This is a genomic window from Amycolatopsis sp. NPDC114505 (assembly GCF_055633615.1).
The window spans coordinates 102520-116861 of the sequence record NZ_JBVKDV010000002.1 but is presented as its reverse complement, the minus strand read 5'-3'; the positions used below and the strand labels follow the sequence as shown (position 1 = coordinate 116861).

The following is a 14342-nucleotide window of genomic DNA, read 5'->3' as shown; positions in this document are numbered from 1 at the left end:
CTTGCCCGCCGAGGGATCCTGGGGAGGAAATGAACGAGAAAGAACTGACCCGCATCTCCAAGCGGATGTCCCTGCACCTGCGCCACAACCCGGCCGCGGCCGGCCTCACCCTCTCTCCCGACGGCTGGGTCGACGTGGACGCGTTGCTGCGCGCGCTGAAGATCACGCGCGAACAGCTCGACGAAGTCGTCGAGACGAACAACAAGCGCCGCTTCGCGTTCGACGAGACCGGCACGCGCATCCGCGCGAGCCAGGGCCACAGCGTCACGGTCGACCTCGGCCTAGCGGACGCGCCGCCGCCGGACGTGCTCTACCACGGCACGGTGGCGAAGTTCCTCGACGCGATCCTGCGCGAGGGGTTGCGCCCGATGAACCGCCACGCCGTCCATCTGTCGGCAACGGTCGAAACAGCCCGGACGGTCGGCGCTCGCCGCGGCAAGCCGGTAATCCTCCGAGTCGACGCCGCGGCAATGTCCGAGACGGGACACGCGTTCCAGGTGAGCGCGAACGGAGTCTGGCTGACGGCAAGCGTGCCACCGAAGTACCTCTACCGCATCGGCTGAGCCGCGCCGCCGCGGCCGGCTGGCGCACCGAGACGGACGACACGCGTACCCGGACGACCGACACGCGTACCTAGGCGGACGACACGCGTACCTGGATGGACGACACGCGCGCCGAAAGCCGGATCTCGCGTGATCGAGCGCGCCACTCGCGTGCTCAGCGGGGCATCACGCGTGACTGGCGAGGCATCTCCCGGAGCCGGGGGGCACCTCGCGTGACTAGCGAGGCATCACGCGTGACTGGGCGGGCATCTCGCGTGATTGGCGGGGCATCTCCCGTAGCTGGGGCGCACCTCACGTGACCAGCGAGGCATCACGCGTGATCGAGCGCGCGACTCGCGTGACCGGCGGGGCATCACGCGTGACTGGGCGGGCATCGCGCGTGGTCGGGCGTGACTTGTGTCGGTTAGGCCGTGGGGAGGGGGGTTGTCAGGCGGCGGCGGGGGCGGCCTAGGAGGCGGCGGCCCACGTCCAGGAGTTCCGTGCGCAGCTCGTCGTCGCCCAGGGGGGCCAGGTCCGGGGAGCCGCCCGCCATCGCGATGCCCGTCAACGTCACCATTGCGTTCACCCGCGCCGACGGCGTCGGGTCCGGGCCGGACAGGATGCCCAGCAGCGCCTGGCCGAAGCCCTCCATGCCGCCGTGTGCCGACTTTTCGATCGCGCGGACCAGGCCCGGGTCGCTCGAGAACAGCGCCACCAGCGCGCGGTGGCGGATCACCAGGTCGACGAACCCCTCCAGCAGCAGGTCCACCTGCGCGCCGCGGCGTTTCTGCGCGGCCGCGCGCAGCACCAGCTCGTCCAGGTCACGCACGCCCGGCTCGGCCACCGCCTCGGTGAGCTCCGCCTTCGTCTTGAAGTGGTAGTAGACCGCCGCCTTCGTGATCCCGAGCGCGTCGGCGATCATCTGCAGCGACGTGCCCTCGACCCCGTGTTCGGTGAACAGCCGCAACGCGGTCTGCAGCAGTCGGGACCGGGTGTCCTCGGCCGGGCCGGCGGTCATTCTTCCTCCTCAGCGAGCCGTCGGAGCGTACGTCACTCCCTGTCGATCGGCAAACCAGCTCCTAGCCGATCGGCTGGGATAAACCTTGCTGTTCGGCAAGTCACATCCTTGCCGATCGGCTTGGAGGTCTCCTTGCCGATCGGCTAGCTTGGTCAGTAATCAGATGGAGTGAACCGACCCCGTTCGGGCGAAACGGAGCTGACTCGTGGCGACCTTCCTGTACCGGCTCGGCCGGTTGTCCTTCCGACGGCGAGCGCTGGTCGCCGCCGTCTGGGCGGCCGTCCTGGTAGCACTCGGGCTGGGCGCCCTGACGCTGTCCGGCCAGCTGTCGAACTCGGTGACGATCCCCGGGACCGAGTCGCAGCGCGCCATCGACCAGCTGACCGAGAAGTTTCCGCAGGCCAACGCCGGTGGCGCCACCGCGCGCGTCGTCATCGAGGCGCCGGCCGGCACCTCGGTCACCGACGCCAAGGGCAAGGCCGCCGTCGAGTCCCTGGTCGGGCAGCTGAAGACGGCACCGAAGGTCGCCGTCGTCGTGGACCCGTTCCAGGCGCAGTCGATCTCACCCGACAAGCGCGTCGCGCTCGCCCAGGTGAGCTACGGCGCGAAGGCCTACGAGCTCACCGACGGTGACCGTCAAGCCCTCCTGAACGCCGCCGACGCAGCCCGCGCCCAAGGATTCACCGTCGAGTTCGGCGGCGACGCCGTGCAGGGCATCCCCGAAACCGGCGCGACCGAAGGCCTCGGTGTCGCGGTCGCCGCCGTCGTGCTGATCATCACGTTCGGCTCGCTGGTCGCCGCCGGGATCCCGCTGCTCACCGCGCTGATCGGCGTCGGCACCGGGATGGCGGGCATCTTCCTCGCCTCCGGGTTCCTCGAGCTGAACTCGAACACGCCGATCCTGGCGCTGATGATCGGGCTGGCCGTCGGCATCGACTACGCGCTGTTCATCGTCTCGCGCTACCGGCACGAACTGAAGCTCGGCCGCGATCCCGAGGAGGCCGCGGGCCGCGCCACCGGCACCGCCGGCTCGGCCGTCGTGTTCGCCGGGCTCACCGTCATCATCGCGCTGGCCGGCCTCACCGTCATCGGCATCCCGTTCCTCGGCCAGATGGGCGTGGCCGCCGCGGTGACCGTCGCGGTCGCCGTGGTCATCGCCCTGACGCTGCTGCCCGCGATCCTCGGCTTCGCCGGCACCCGGGTCGCCGGCGAGCGCATCCGGCTGCGCCGCAAGCCGGTCGAAACGACGCACGGCGAGCGCTGGGCGCGGTTCGTCGCCCGCCACCGGTGGCCGGTGCTGCTCGTCGCGCTGGCCGGGATGGCCGTCGTCGCGCTGCCCGCGCTCGGCATGCAGCTCGGCCTGCCCAACGACGCCACCGCCGCACCGGAGTCCACGCAGCACAAGGCGTACGAAATCGCGAGCCGCAGCTTCGGCGAGGGCTCGAACGGGCCGCTGCTGGTCGTCGTCGACGCCGGGGCGAGCGGCAACCGGCAGGCCGCGTTCGGCCAGGCCGCGGCCGACATCCAGAAGCTGCCCGACGTCGCCGCCGTCACTCCGGCGCGGGTCAACCAGTCCGGAGACACGGCGTTGCTGACGGTGATCCCGAAGAGCGGGCCGAGCAGCACCCAGACCGAGGACCTGGTCGCCGCGATCCGCACCGAGTCCGGTGCGCTGGAGAACGCGACCGGCGCGAAGCTGGCCGTCACCGGGCAGACCGCGGCGAACATCGACGTCTCCGAGAAGCTCTCGGACGCGATGCTCCCCTACCTCGGCCTGATCGTCGGGCTGGCGTTCATCCTGCTGATGCTGGTGTTCCGCTCGGTCGTGGTGCCGCTGAAGGCGACGATCGGCTTCCTCGGCTCGGTCGCGGCGACGTTCGGCGCGGTCGTCGCGGTGTTCCAGTGGGGCTGGCTGACCGACCTGCTCGGCGTCGAGTCGACCGGGCCGATCATGAGCATGCTGCCGATCCTGCTCATCGGTGTCCTTTTCGGACTCGCGATGGACTACCAGGTGTTCCTGGTGACGCGGATGCGCGAGGAGCACGTCCACGGCGCGGAGCCGCAGGAAGCGATGGTCACCGGCTTCCGCCACGGCGCGCGGGTGGTCGTCGCGGCGGCGCTGATCATGATCAGCGTGTTCGCCGGGTTCATCCTGGCCGAGTCGACGCTGATCCAGTCGATCGGCTTCGCGCTGGCGTTCGGCGTGCTGGTGGACGCGTTCGTGGTCCGGATGACGCTGGTGCCGGCGGTGATGTCGCTGCTCGGCCGCGGCGCGTGGTGGCTACCGAAGTGGCTCGACCGGATCCTGCCGGACGTCGACGTCGAGGGCGAGAAGCTCACCAAGCACCTCGACGCCGCGCCCGACGACGACGAGCGCGAGCTGGTCGGCGCGAGCCGCTAGCCCCCGGCCGGGGCGGGGACGCCGTCGAGGACGACCACCGGGAAGACCCGGTCGGTGCTCCGCTCGTAAGCGGAGGTGCCGTCGGACACCCGGCGGTGGAGGCGGTCGCGTTCCTCGCCGGTCGTCACGACGGCCCGGGCCTCGTAGGACGCGTCACCCAGCTCGACCGTCACCGCCGGGTCGGCGCGCAGGTTGTGGAACCAGGCCGGGTGCCGGGGAGCACCCGCCTTGGCGGCGACGACGAAGACGCGGCCGTCGTCGTCGACCGCGAAGCCGAGCGGCACGGTCGTCCGCCGTCCGGTGCGCGCCCCGGTCGTGGTCAGCAGCAGGATCGGGAACGGCGGCACGCTGACCACGCCGTGGTGCGCGCGGAAGTCGCTGACGACGCCTTCGTTGTAGGCCAGGAACTCCTCGTCAGTGGGCATGGTTCGCCTCGGTTCTCGTCGCGGGAAGACCGAACCGCGCCACCAGCGCGGGACCGCCGGGGAAGACGGTGACGCGGGCGATCCCGGCGGGGGTCGCGTCGAGGACGGCGACACCGAGCGCGTCACCGCGGTAGTAGGTGGCGGCGGCCGGCCCGCCGTTCGCCCGGGTCGGGGTCATCAGCCAGTCGCCGGGCGAGCCGAGCACGTGCGCCAGGTACCGCAGGCACGTCACCTTGCCGGAGAACCAGGTCCGCGTGCCCACCAGCTCGATGGCGGCGTCGGCGCGCAGCGCCTTCTCCAGGACGGCCAGGTCGGCGTTCTCGAACCCGGCGATGTACTGGCGCAGCAGGTCACGGGCGTGCGGTTCGGCCGGCTCGACGACGTCGTCCGGCGACGGCGAGATCTCGTCGAGCCGGGCGCGGGCCCGTTGCAGCGCGCTCTTGACCGCGGCCGTCGAGATCTCGAGCATGGCCGCGACCTCGGCGGCGCTGAACCCGAGCACCTCCCGGAGCAGGAGGACGGCGCGTTGCCGGGCCGGCAGGTACTGCAGCGCGGCGACGAGCGCCAGCCGCACGCTGTCCCGCTCGGCCGAGAGCGTGGCCGGGTCGAGGGTCGTCAGGGCGTCCGGCACCGGCCCGAGCCAGGCGACCTCGGGCGACGCCGGGCTCGGCATCGCGTCGGGGTCACCGGCCGGGCCGCCCAGCCCGGACGGCAGCACCCGCCGTCCGCCGTGGTCCAGGGCCGACAGGCAGGCGTTGGTGGCGATGCGGTGCAGCCACGTGCGCACCGAGGAACGGCCCTCGAAAGCGCCGTACGCCCGCCACGCCCGCAGGTAGGTCTCCTGCACCAGGTCGGCCGCGTCGTCGGCCGAGCCGACCATGCGGTAGCAGTGCGCGAGCAGCTCGCGCCGGAACGGCTCGGCCTGCCGCGCGAAGTCCTCCGACCAGTCCGTCATCGTCATGCAAGGTAGACCGACTGCGGTCCCGAAAGGAATCGGTCGCTAGCTAGCTGGCGAACCAGAAGATCGCGCCGCCGACGGCGAGCAGGGCCGCGATGCCCAGCACCCCGGCCATGAACTTCGCCGTCTTCCACGTCGAGTAGACGCCGCCCGCCAGGAAGCCCCCGAGGGCGAGCAGGAGCACTCCGATTACTTCCTTGCTCACAGAACGCCCTTCGTGGAGGGGATGCCGCCCGCGCGCGGGTCCGGCTCGGTCGCCGCGCGCAGGGCGCGGGCCACCGCCTTGTACTCGGCTTCGGCGATGTGGTGGGGGTCGCGGCCGTGGATGACCCGGACGTGCAGCGCGATCTGCGCGTGGAACGCCAGCGAGTCGAACACGTGCCGCGTCAGCACGAACGGGTAGTTGCCGCCGATCGTGAACGTGTTGAACTGCTCCGGCTCGCCCACGTGCACGCAGTACGGCCGGCCCGAGACGTCGATCGCCGCGTGGGCCAGGGTCTCGTCCATCGGGATCCACGCGTCGCCGAAGCGGCGGATGCCGCTCTTGTCGCCCAGGGCCTGGCGGATCGCCTGGCCCAGCACGATCGCCGTGTCCTCCACCGTGTGGTGCGCGTCGATGTGGACGTCGCCGGTCGCCTCGACCTTGAGGTCCAGGGAGCCGTGGACGCCGAACGCCGTCAGCATGTGGTCGTAGAACGGGACGCCGGTCGAGATGTCGACCTCGCCCGTGCCGTCGAGGTCGAGCTGGACGAAGATCGAGGACTCCTTGGTGGTCCGCTCGACCTTGCCGATCCGGGTCATCGGGAAACTTCCTTACTCGCCTCGAGGAAGGCGTCGTTCTCTTCCGGGGTGCCGATGCTCACGCGCAGGTGCCCGTCGATGCCGGGGTCGCGGATCAGCACTCCCTGGTCCAAATAGGCCTGCCAAGCGGCCTTGGGTGACGCGAACGGTCCGAAGAGGACGAAGTTCGAGTCGCTCGGCACCGGGTCGAACCCGAGGCCGGCCAGCGCTTCCACGACGCGGTCACGTTCCGCCGCCAGCTTGTGCACACTGTCCAAAGTGGCGTCCGCGTGGCGCAGCGCCGCGCGCGCGGCCGCCTGCGTGAGCCGCGACAGGTGGTACGGGAGCCGCACCAGCTGCAGCGCGTCGACCACCGCCGGCGCCGCGGCCAGGTAGCCGAGCCGCCCGCCCGCGAAGGCGAACGCCTTGCTCATCGTGCGCGACACGATCAGCCGCGCCGGGTAGTCGGCCAGCAGCCCGACCGCGCTCGGCTGCGACGAAAACTCCGCGTACGCCTCGTCGACCACGACGATCCCGGTGGCCGCGTCGAGCAAAGAACGCAGCTCGGAAAGCGGGATCGAACCGCCCGTCGGGTTGTTCGGGCTCGTGACGAACACGACGTCCGGCCGCTTCTCGGCGATCAGCACCGCCGCCGCGGCCGTGTCGAGCGTGAAGTCGGCGCGGCGCGGCGCCGGGACCCACTCGGTGCGCGTGCCCGACGCGATGATCGGGTGCATCGAGTACGACGGCTCGAAGCCGAGCGCACTGCGCCCGGGACCGCCGAAGGCCTGCAGGATCTGCTGCAGCACCTCGTTGGACCCGTTGGCGGCCCAGACGTTCGCCTCCGACAGCACCACCCGCGTCGACACGCTCAGGTAGTCGGCCAGGTCCTGGCGCAGCGCCACGGCGTCACGGTCCGGGTACCGGTGCAGCTCGGCCGCCTCCGCGCGGACCGCCTCGGCCACGTCCTCGATCAACGAAAGCGGCGGCGGGTACGGGTTTTCGTTGGTGTTGAGCCGGACCGGGACGTCCAGCTGCGGTGCGCCGTACGGGCTCTTGCCGCGCAGGTCGTCGCGCAGCGGCAGCTCGTCGAGGGTGACGTCTTCGCCGATCGTCATCGGACCGAACCTCCGAAGCGCGCGGCGACGGCCTCGCCGTGCGCGGGCAGGTCCTCGGCGTTGGCCAGCGCGACGACGCGGCCGGCGACCTCGCGCAGCGCGTCCTCGGAGTAGTCCACGACGTGGATGCCCTTGAGGAAGCTCTGCACGGACAGGCCCGAGGAGTGGCGGGCGAACCCGCCGGTGGGCAGGACGTGGTTGGACCCGGCGCAGTAGTCGCCGAGCGACACCGGGGCGTACGCGCCGACGAAGATCGCGCCCGCGTTGCGGACCCGGGCGGCGACCGCGCGGGCGTCCGCCGTCTGGATCTCCAGGTGCTCGGCGGCGTAGGCGTCGACGACGCGCAGGCCGTCGTCCACTGTGGACACCAGGATGACGCCGGACTGCTTGCCGGCCAGCGCTTCGGCGACGCGTTCGGAGTGCTTCGTCGCCGCGACGCGGTTCACGAGGTCCTTGTCGACGGCGTCGGCGAGCTCGACCGACGTCGTCACCAGCACGCTCGCGGCCAGGGGGTCGTGCTCGGCCTGGCTGATCAGGTCGGCGGCGACGTGCACCGGGTCGGCCGTCTCGTCGGCGAGGATGGCGATCTCGGTCGGGCCGGCCTCGGAGTCGATGCCGATCAGGCCGCGCAGCAGGCGCTTGGCCGCGGTCAGGTAGATGTTGCCCGGCCCGGTGACGACGTCGACCGGGGTCAGCTCGGTGCCGTCGGTGTCCGTGCCGCCGTACGCCAGCAGCGCGACGGCCTGCGCGCCGCCGGCCGCCCACACTTCGTCGACGCCGAGCAGCTCGGCCGCGGCGAGGATGGTCGGGTGCGGCAGGCCGTCGAACGCGGCCTGCGGCGGCGAGCAGACGACCAGCGAGCCGACGCCGGCGATCTGCGCCGGGACGACGTTCATCACCACGGTCGAGGGGTACACCGCGAGCCCGCCCGGCGCGTACAGCCCGACGCGCTCGACCGGCACCCACTTCTCGGTGACCGTGCCGCCGTCGACGACGGTGGTCGTGACGTCGGTGCGGCGCTGCTCGGCGTGCACCTTGCGGGCGCGGGTGATCGACTCCTCCAGCGCGGCGCGCACGGCCGGGTCCAGCTCGGCCAGTGCCCGCGTCAGCCGCTCGCGCGGCACCCGCACGGACGCGGGGCGGACCTTGTCGAACTTCTCGGTGTACTCGAGGACGGCTTCGACACCGCGGTCACGGACCGCCTCGACCACCGGGCGCACGTGGTGCAGCGCCGCGTCCACGTCGTATTCGGCGCGGGGCAGCGTGGCGCGCAGTTCGGCGGCGGTCGGGACCTGCCCACGCAGGTCGGTGCGGTTCAACATGCCCTCCAGGGTACGAGGTCACACTGGGACCCTCGTCGGCGATACTCCCCGGTGACGGCGGATCCCAGCATGCAGGAGGCAGCGGTGGCGCGAATCGCGTTGTGCCAGGTCAACTCGGGTGACGACCCGGAAGCGAACCTGAAGCTGATTCGCTCCGGGGTGGAGGCCGCGGTAGCGGACGGCGCGCGGATCGTCGTGTTCCCGGAGGCGACGATGGCCCGGTTCGGCCGTCCGCTGGAGCCGGTCGCCGAGGACCTGGACGGGCCGTGGGCGGCCGCGGTCGCCGCGGTGGCCGCCGAGCACGACGTGGTGGTCGTCGCCGGGATGTTCACCCCGGCGGACGGCGGCCGGGTGCGCAACACGCTGCTGGTCACCGGCGGCGGGCAGCACCGCGGCTACGACAAGATCCACCTCTACGACGCGTTCGGCTTCGCCGAGTCGGACACGGTGGCGCCGGGCTCGGCTCCGGTGACGTTCGAGCTGGACGGCGTCGTCTACGGCGTCGCGACGTGCTACGACCTGCGGTTCCCGGAGCTGTTCCGGGCGCTGGCCGACGACGGCGCCGACGTCGTGCTGCTCCCGGCGTCCTGGGGCGCCGGCGAGGGCAAGCGCGAGCAGTGGGAGGTGCTGGTGCGGGCCCGCGCCCTGGACTCGGGCTGCTGGGTACTGGCCTGCGGCCAGGCCGACCCGGCGGCGACGGGCGTCACGGTCAACCCGAAGGCGCCGACGGGCATCGGGTACTCGACGGTCTCGGACGGCTTCGGCCGGGTCGTCGCCCAGGCGGGCGCCGAGCCGGAGATGCTGCTGGTGGACGTCGACCCGGCCGTGTCGGCCAAGGCCCGCACGGCGACGGGAGCCCTGGCCAACCGCCGGCTCTAGCGGAGCAGGCCCTCGCGGATGGCGACCCGCACGAAGCCCGCCCGGCGGCGCTCGCCCGTCTTGTCGCGGATCCGGTCCAGGTACGACCGGACCGTCCGGACGCTGATGTTGAGGATCTCCGCCACGTCGACGTCGCGCTCCCCCGCCGCCACCAGGCGGAGGACCTGCTTCTCGCGCTCCGACAGCACGATCTTCGGGCCCGCGTGCCGCTCTTCGCTGTCCTGGATGATCATCCCGGCCAGCGTCGGCGAGACGTACGCGTTGTCGTCGGCGATCGTGCGGATCGCGCGCAGGAGCTCGTCGCCGTCGACGTCCTTCGACAGGAAGCCCTTCGCGCCCGCCTGCATCGCGCCGAGCACCTCCGGCTGTTCCGCGTGCGCGGACACCACCAGCACCCGGTGCCCCATCTGCCCCACTTCCAGGACCGCGGCCGCGTCCTGGACACCGCGGAGCTTCAGGTCGAGGACCACGACGCTGCCGGCCGGCTGGTCCTGGACCGCGAACCGGGCCACGGAGTCGGCGACCGCGCCGAGCTCGATGTCCGGGGCCTCGGTGAGCACGCGGGTGAGCGCGTACCGGTAGAGCGGGTGGTCCTCGATGACCCCGACGTGGATCTTCCGCGGCGCCTTGGCCGCCGCTTGGTCGTCGTCGCTCATTTGCGGCCGCCGCGCCGCGGGCCGGAGCCGCCGATCAGGCCGCGCCGGATGGCTTCCTTGACCAGGCCCGGCCGCCGCCGTTCGCCGGTCTTGTCGCGGATGCGGTCGAGGTAGCCCCGCACGGTCCGGACGCCGATGCCGAGGATCAGCGCGATGTCCACATCGCGCTCCCCCGCCGCCACCAGCCGCAGCACCTGCTCTTCACGCGGCGACAGCTCGACGTCGGCCGAGACGGCCGGCCGGTCCGCGTTGTCCTTCATGATCATCCCGGCGACCACCGCGGAGACGTACGCGCCGCCGCCGGCCACCGTCTTGATCGCGATCAGCAGCTCGTCCGCGTCGACGTCCTTGGAGAGGAATCCCCGCGCCCCCGCGGCGATCGCCCCCAGCACGACTTCGGGCTCCGCCTGCGCGGAGACCACGAGGACGTGGTGCCCGAGCTCGCAGACCTCCAGGACCGCCGCCGCCCCGGCGACGCCCGGGAGGCCGAGGTCCAGCAGCACCACGCTGCCCGGTGGCTGCCGGTGGACGTGGAACCGCGCCACCGAGTCGACCACCGCCCCGAGCTCGATGAATTCGGCTTCGGCCAGCACCCGCTCCACCGAAACGCGGTACAGCGGGTGGTCTTCGATGACCGCGACCCGGACGCGGCCCCGGTCCAGGTCGTCTTCGGCCGAGCGCTCTTGTGTCATGTGCACGACTTTCACCCCGTTCCACCCGACGGGGCCGGCTGCCCGGCCGTGGCCGGGTCCAGCGCGGGGCCCATCGGCACCAATGCCAGCAAACTACCGTTGACCGGTGATCTGTCCACGCCTCCGTAGCCGAGCGCGGCCAATGCTTGCGCGTTCACCACCGGGTACTTCCGGCCCGTGTCGGTCACCAGGTACGTGGTGGCCGAGCCGGATTCGACGACGACGGCTCCCCCCGACGGAGGTACCCACACCTCGTCCGCCACCCGTGCTTCGGTCCTCGTGGCGACCTGGATTGCTTTGGCTCCAGGGGAAAGCGGGAATTCGGCCGAAACGAGCAACCGGCTGCCCTGGATGCACAACGCGACGGAGTTGCCGGTGATCGGCGCCTTGCCCGGGATGCGGTCCGGGAAGGCCGCGGGGTCGGCACCGCCGGCGCGGGGCGCGGCGACCTTCGGCGTGGCGGCGACGTCGGCCGCGCGGACGTCCACCGGCGCCGGCGTGCCCGGGTAGGCGGCCGCGTTGGCCGCCGTCGTCACCAGGAGGCTCGCCTCGGTCTGCCCGATGGGCTCGAGCCCGTCGCGGCGGACGAGGTAGTACGACGTCGCGGTGCCGGGCGCGGCCAGCGCGTCCACGACGGCCAGGACCTCGCCGACGCGGGTGCCGCGGCCGCCGACCCCGGGCCCCCGGTCACCGGCGCCGTCGACCGGCAGCGCGGTGAGGTCGCGCCCGGCCGGGACGGTGTCGATCCACCGCGCGGACACCGCGATCGTCGGGTAGCTGTCGAACTGCAGCGCGGTCGCGGCCTCGTCGGACAGCTTGTACCGGCGGCCGCCGGTGAGCAGGAACCGGTCGCCCCAGGGCAGCCGGACGATCACGCCCTGGTCGCGGGGCAGTTCGACGCCGGACGCGGGCGCCGACAGCAGGACGGCGGTGCGCGGCTCGGCCGACGCGGGCGCGTCCTGGGTGGTGCGGCTGCAGCTCGTCCACGGCGTCGTGACGAGCGCGCCGGCGGCGGGCACCGAGTCGGGCGCGCCCGGGATGCCGATCGGGGTGCCGCGGCCGGCCTTGCCGAGGTTCTCCGACGAGACGGACACGGTCGCGTCGCCGTTGCCGCCGGCCAGCAGCCGCGCGGAGGCGTAGTTGAGGACCGGGTGCAGGACGCCGTCGGCACCGAGCACGAACCGCGCGCCGGTGCCTTCCTCGACGATCACCTTGCCGCCGGCCAGCCAGTCCTTGCCGCCGGAGGGGTTGAGCAGGCCGATGATCCCGAAGACGGCGGTGACGAGCAGCGCGGCCACGAGCCCCAGCACGGTGCCGAGCACGAGCCGGCGGCTGGGCGAGACGGGGTGGTTGGCATCAGCCGCGACGAGGGCGGAAACGAGCCTGCGGCGGAGGAACTGGTACGCCTGGATCTGGTCCCGCTGCGTCCACACGCGCTGTGCCCCCGGCTGTGTGCGTCGTCCTCCCGAGTGCTCGACGTTAGGCACCCGGATGGCGGAAGGGGAGGGTAATTTTTACGCCCACGCGGTATCCGGGGAGGCAGTAGCGTCGGAGACCCGGGGAAAGGGGAGCCCGTGTCCGTCGAAACCGCCGGCGCCGTGCGCCCGGCACCACCGCGGCCCGCGTCGACGCCGCTGCCCTGGCTGCTGCCGATCCGGCCGCTGCAGGCCGCACTGTGGGAGATCGCCGGCATCGCCGTCCTGCTCGCGTGGATGGTCGACAGCGTTTCGCAGCCGGTGCGGCTCGGCGTGAGCGTGGCGGCCGGGCTGGTGGTGCTGCTGACGTCCGTGCGCTTCGCCGGGCGCCACGTGGCGGGCTGGGCCCTGACGTGGACGGCGTTCCGGCTGCGCCGCCACGACACGCGCCGCGACAGCCCCGACCCGCTGCTGTGGGTGGCCGGCTCGGTGAAGGTCCGTCAGCACGTCGACCGCGCGGGCAACCGCTTCGGCGTCGCCGAGATCGACGGCGGCTGGAGCGCGCTGGTCCGGCTGACTCAGGGGCCTGGGGCGCCGGGGCCGCTGGTGGAGGCGTTGCGTTCGGCGTACGCGCGCACGGACGTGCCGTTGTCGTCGGCGCAGCTGCTGACGTGGGCGGTTCCGCGTGGCGACCAGATGTTGCGGGTGCGCTGGCTGGCGGTGCGCTACCGGCCGGACCTGGCCCCGATCGCGGCGCTGGCCCGTGGTGGTGGCGATCTCGGAGCGTTGCGGAGCACGGCGTCGGCGGCGTTGAGCTTGATGGGGACGCTGGCGGAGGCGGGGTACCAGAGCACGGTCCTGGAGGCCGGCGAGCTGGCGAAGGAGCTGCGGGTGGCGTTGGGCGTCCAGGGGGCGGCGTCCGGGCCACCGGACCGCTGGAAGTCGTGGACGTGGAGCGACGCGGCCCAGATGTGCTTCCGGCCGCGGTCTTCGCGGATGGTGGATTTCGCGGTGCCGGGGGCGGCTTTCACGGCGACGTCGTACATGCTGACGCGGACCGCTGGGGGGCGGGAGAAGGTCGAGGTGACGGTGCGGGTGGGAGGTCGGCCGGGGGCTCCGGTGCCATCGCCGGGAGCGGCGGTCCCGCTGCACGGACGGCACGGTGCCTCGGTGCGGCAGACGTTGCCGCTGGCGCTGGATTCCTGAAAGCTGGACGTGTGTCGGCTCGCCCCGGCGAGTAGTCTCCCGCGAAACGCGAAGAAGGAGACCAACCGTGGGTGAACTGACCACGCCACAACGCTATGCTTATTGGGGCCACAGGCGCATCAGCGAATTTGCGGATGACAATGATCTCAATATTGGGCCGCGCGGCAAACGAGCGACAAAGATTCGCCTGGCGCCGTTCCTTCCCGAGTTCGAATTCGGCCAGGAAGGCCGTACTCTTCGACGAGCCGAGATCGCCAAGCGTGTCGAAGCAGCGCTCGGCATCCATGCTGTTGAGGACTTCGTGACGCCGCCACCAACGAGGTTCGCCAAGGGGACCGGCTTCGTCTCCTTCGCCGAGTTCGCGGGTTGGCACTCCCAAGGCGGCGTCGTGATTCACACAACCACGACGAGCAGTACCGGCGTCCGCGTAGCGCTATGCCTGTTCGGCAGTTTGCACAATACCTCGGACTACATCGGAGCCAGAGACAAGTCCGACGCAGGCTGGTCGTCTTCGGCAGCGTGGGAAATCGAGAAGTTTCTCCGTGGCCAGGGAGGAGACGAAAGCTACACAGAGGACCTCGAATACCTGTCAATCGAAGCACTCAAGATCTGCCGTCATCAAGGCGAAACCGGCCGCCACGAGGAACACGCGGGCAAGCCACACACGCGCGGCTTCACACTCGGCCACGCGGAGGACTCCGAATGGCTTGCCGAAATCTACAGTGATGTCGTCTTGGACAAGCAGCGATGGCTCGATGATTGGGAGGTCGATCGTATCCTGATCGGTGCTCCGTTTTGGGTCCGGACACCTGGTCCTCGGGCAATCACGCGATACCGCGACCTGCGTGCATCAAAGCATTGACCGACCAGGCCGGCACCTGAGGTGACGGACCGCCACGGTCTCCCGTGACGGCCTCGTCGCCGAACAAG

The 14342-nt window shown here is 71.8% G+C and carries 15 protein-coding genes; 5 read left to right on the top strand and 10 right to left on the bottom strand.

Going from position 1 to position 14342, the window contains the following annotated elements; translation table 11 throughout:
* Window positions 1–29 precede the first annotated feature (29 nt).
* Window positions 30–563: an RNA 2'-phosphotransferase gene (locus ACZ7OU_RS18535; protein ID WP_470256025.1), complete on the top strand. Its 534-nt coding sequence runs from the start codon at window positions 30–32 to the stop codon at window positions 561–563.
* Between the two features lie 403 nt (window positions 564–966).
* Here ACZ7OU_RS18535 and ACZ7OU_RS18530 read toward each other — a convergent pair whose 3' ends face one another.
* Window positions 967–1560, bottom strand: coding sequence for a TetR/AcrR family transcriptional regulator (locus ACZ7OU_RS18530; RefSeq protein WP_470256024.1), 594 nt, complete (start codon window positions 1558–1560; stop codon window positions 967–969).
* Window positions 1561–1765: 205 nt separating this feature from the next.
* On the opposite strand from ACZ7OU_RS18530, the gene ACZ7OU_RS18525 reads away from it, so the two are divergent.
* Complete coding sequence (locus tag ACZ7OU_RS18525; protein WP_470238867.1) at window positions 1766–3961, top strand: MMPL family transporter; 2196 nt, start codon at window positions 1766–1768, stop codon at window positions 3959–3961.
* On the opposite strand, the gene ACZ7OU_RS18520 is transcribed toward ACZ7OU_RS18525, so the two are convergent.
* The 6 genes from ACZ7OU_RS18520 to hisD are packed head-to-tail and all read right to left on the bottom strand — an operon-like array spanning window position 3958 to window position 8564.
* Window positions 3958–4386 (bottom strand): nitroreductase/quinone reductase family protein, encoded by a 429-nt coding sequence (locus ACZ7OU_RS18520; RefSeq protein ID WP_470256023.1) that lies wholly within the window; start codon window positions 4384–4386, stop codon window positions 3958–3960. The two genes, ACZ7OU_RS18525 and ACZ7OU_RS18520, sit on opposite strands and share 4 nt — an antisense overlap.
* Window positions 4376–5341, bottom strand: coding sequence for an RNA polymerase subunit sigma-70 (locus tag ACZ7OU_RS18515; RefSeq protein WP_470256022.1), 966 nt, complete (start codon window positions 5339–5341; stop codon window positions 4376–4378). The genes ACZ7OU_RS18520 and ACZ7OU_RS18515 overlap by 11 nt, the downstream gene beginning before the upstream one ends.
* A gap of 49 nt (window positions 5342–5390) precedes the next feature.
* The gene (locus ACZ7OU_RS18510) at window positions 5391–5549 is read right to left on the bottom strand and encodes a hypothetical protein (RefSeq protein ID WP_470256021.1); all 159 of its coding nucleotides are present in this window, start codon (window positions 5547–5549) and stop codon (window positions 5391–5393) included.
* Window positions 5546–6145, bottom strand: coding sequence for an imidazoleglycerol-phosphate dehydratase HisB (hisB, locus tag ACZ7OU_RS18505; RefSeq protein WP_125306859.1), 600 nt, complete (start codon window positions 6143–6145; stop codon window positions 5546–5548). The genes ACZ7OU_RS18510 and hisB overlap by 4 nt, the downstream gene beginning before the upstream one ends.
* Window positions 6142–7242 carry a histidinol-phosphate transaminase gene (locus ACZ7OU_RS18500; protein WP_470256020.1) on the bottom strand — a complete coding sequence of 367 codons (1101 nt, stop codon included), beginning with the start codon at window positions 7240–7242 and terminating at the stop codon, window positions 6142–6144. Before ACZ7OU_RS18500 ends, hisB begins: the two co-directional genes overlap by 4 nt.
* Window positions 7239–8564, bottom strand: a complete 1326-nt coding sequence (gene hisD, locus ACZ7OU_RS18495) for a histidinol dehydrogenase (protein WP_470256019.1) — start codon at window positions 8562–8564, stop codon at window positions 7239–7241. Before hisD ends, ACZ7OU_RS18500 begins: the two co-directional genes overlap by 4 nt.
* An 84-nt stretch (window positions 8565–8648) precedes the next feature.
* Here hisD and ACZ7OU_RS18490 point away from each other — a divergent pair, with 84 nt between their 5' ends.
* The gene (locus ACZ7OU_RS18490; RefSeq protein ID WP_470239042.1) at window positions 8649–9443 is read left to right on the top strand and encodes a carbon-nitrogen hydrolase family protein; all 795 of its coding nucleotides are present in this window, start codon (window positions 8649–8651) and stop codon (window positions 9441–9443) included.
* On the opposite strand, the gene ACZ7OU_RS18485 is transcribed toward ACZ7OU_RS18490, so the two are convergent.
* Genes ACZ7OU_RS18485 through eccB form a run of 3 tightly spaced genes read right to left on the bottom strand, consistent with a single transcriptional unit; the run spans window position 9440 to window position 12224 of the window.
* Window positions 9440–10099, bottom strand: coding sequence for a response regulator (locus ACZ7OU_RS18485; RefSeq protein WP_470238873.1), 660 nt, complete (start codon window positions 10097–10099; stop codon window positions 9440–9442). The genes ACZ7OU_RS18490 and ACZ7OU_RS18485 overlap by 4 nt on opposite strands.
* Window positions 10096–10791 (bottom strand): response regulator transcription factor, encoded by a 696-nt coding sequence (locus tag ACZ7OU_RS18480; RefSeq protein WP_364628146.1) that lies wholly within the window; start codon window positions 10789–10791, stop codon window positions 10096–10098. The genes ACZ7OU_RS18485 and ACZ7OU_RS18480 overlap by 4 nt, the downstream gene beginning before the upstream one ends.
* Window positions 10792–10802: 11 nt before the next feature.
* Window positions 10803–12224 (bottom strand): type VII secretion protein EccB, encoded by a 1422-nt coding sequence (gene eccB / locus ACZ7OU_RS18475; RefSeq protein WP_470256018.1) that lies wholly within the window; start codon window positions 12222–12224, stop codon window positions 10803–10805.
* A 141-nt stretch (window positions 12225–12365) separates the two neighbouring features.
* Here eccB and ACZ7OU_RS18470 point away from each other — a divergent pair, with 141 nt between their 5' ends.
* Entirely contained in the window at window positions 12366–13412 is a 1047-nt protein-coding gene (locus ACZ7OU_RS18470; protein ID WP_470256017.1) for a type VII secretion protein EccE, read from the top strand.
* Between the two features lie 67 nt (window positions 13413–13479).
* Window positions 13480–14274: a hypothetical protein gene (locus tag ACZ7OU_RS18465; protein WP_470256016.1), complete on the top strand. Its 795-nt coding sequence runs from the start codon at window positions 13480–13482 to the stop codon at window positions 14272–14274.
* The last annotated feature ends 68 nt before the right edge of the window (window positions 14275–14342 follow it).

Bases quoted from the DNA above. Each gene is read 5' to 3' on its own strand.
- ACZ7OU_RS18535 (WP_470256025.1), top strand. From the start codon at position 30: ATGAACGAGAAAGAACTGACCCGCATCTCCAAGCGGATGTCCCTGCAC.
- ACZ7OU_RS18530 (WP_470256024.1), bottom strand. From the start codon at position 1,560: ATGACCGCCGGCCCGGCCGAGGACACCCGGTCCCGACTGCTGCAGACC.
- ACZ7OU_RS18520 (WP_470256023.1), bottom strand. From the start codon at position 4,386: ATGCCCACTGACGAGGAGTTCCTGGCCTACAACGAAGGCGTCGTCAGC.
- ACZ7OU_RS18515 (WP_470256022.1), bottom strand. From the start codon at position 5,341: ATGACGGACTGGTCGGAGGACTTCGCGCGGCAGGCCGAGCCGTTCCGG.
- hisB (WP_125306859.1), bottom strand. From the start codon at position 6,145: ATGACCCGGATCGGCAAGGTCGAGCGGACCACCAAGGAGTCCTCGATC.
- ACZ7OU_RS18500 (WP_470256020.1), bottom strand. From the start codon at position 7,242: ATGACGATCGGCGAAGACGTCACCCTCGACGAGCTGCCGCTGCGCGAC.
- hisD (WP_470256019.1), bottom strand. From the start codon at position 8,564: ATGTTGAACCGCACCGACCTGCGTGGGCAGGTCCCGACCGCCGCCGAA.
- ACZ7OU_RS18485 (WP_470238873.1), bottom strand. From the start codon at position 10,099: ATGAGCGACGACGACCAAGCGGCGGCCAAGGCGCCGCGGAAGATCCAC.
- ACZ7OU_RS18480 (WP_364628146.1), bottom strand. From the start codon at position 10,791: ATGACACAAGAGCGCTCGGCCGAAGACGACCTGGACCGGGGCCGCGTC.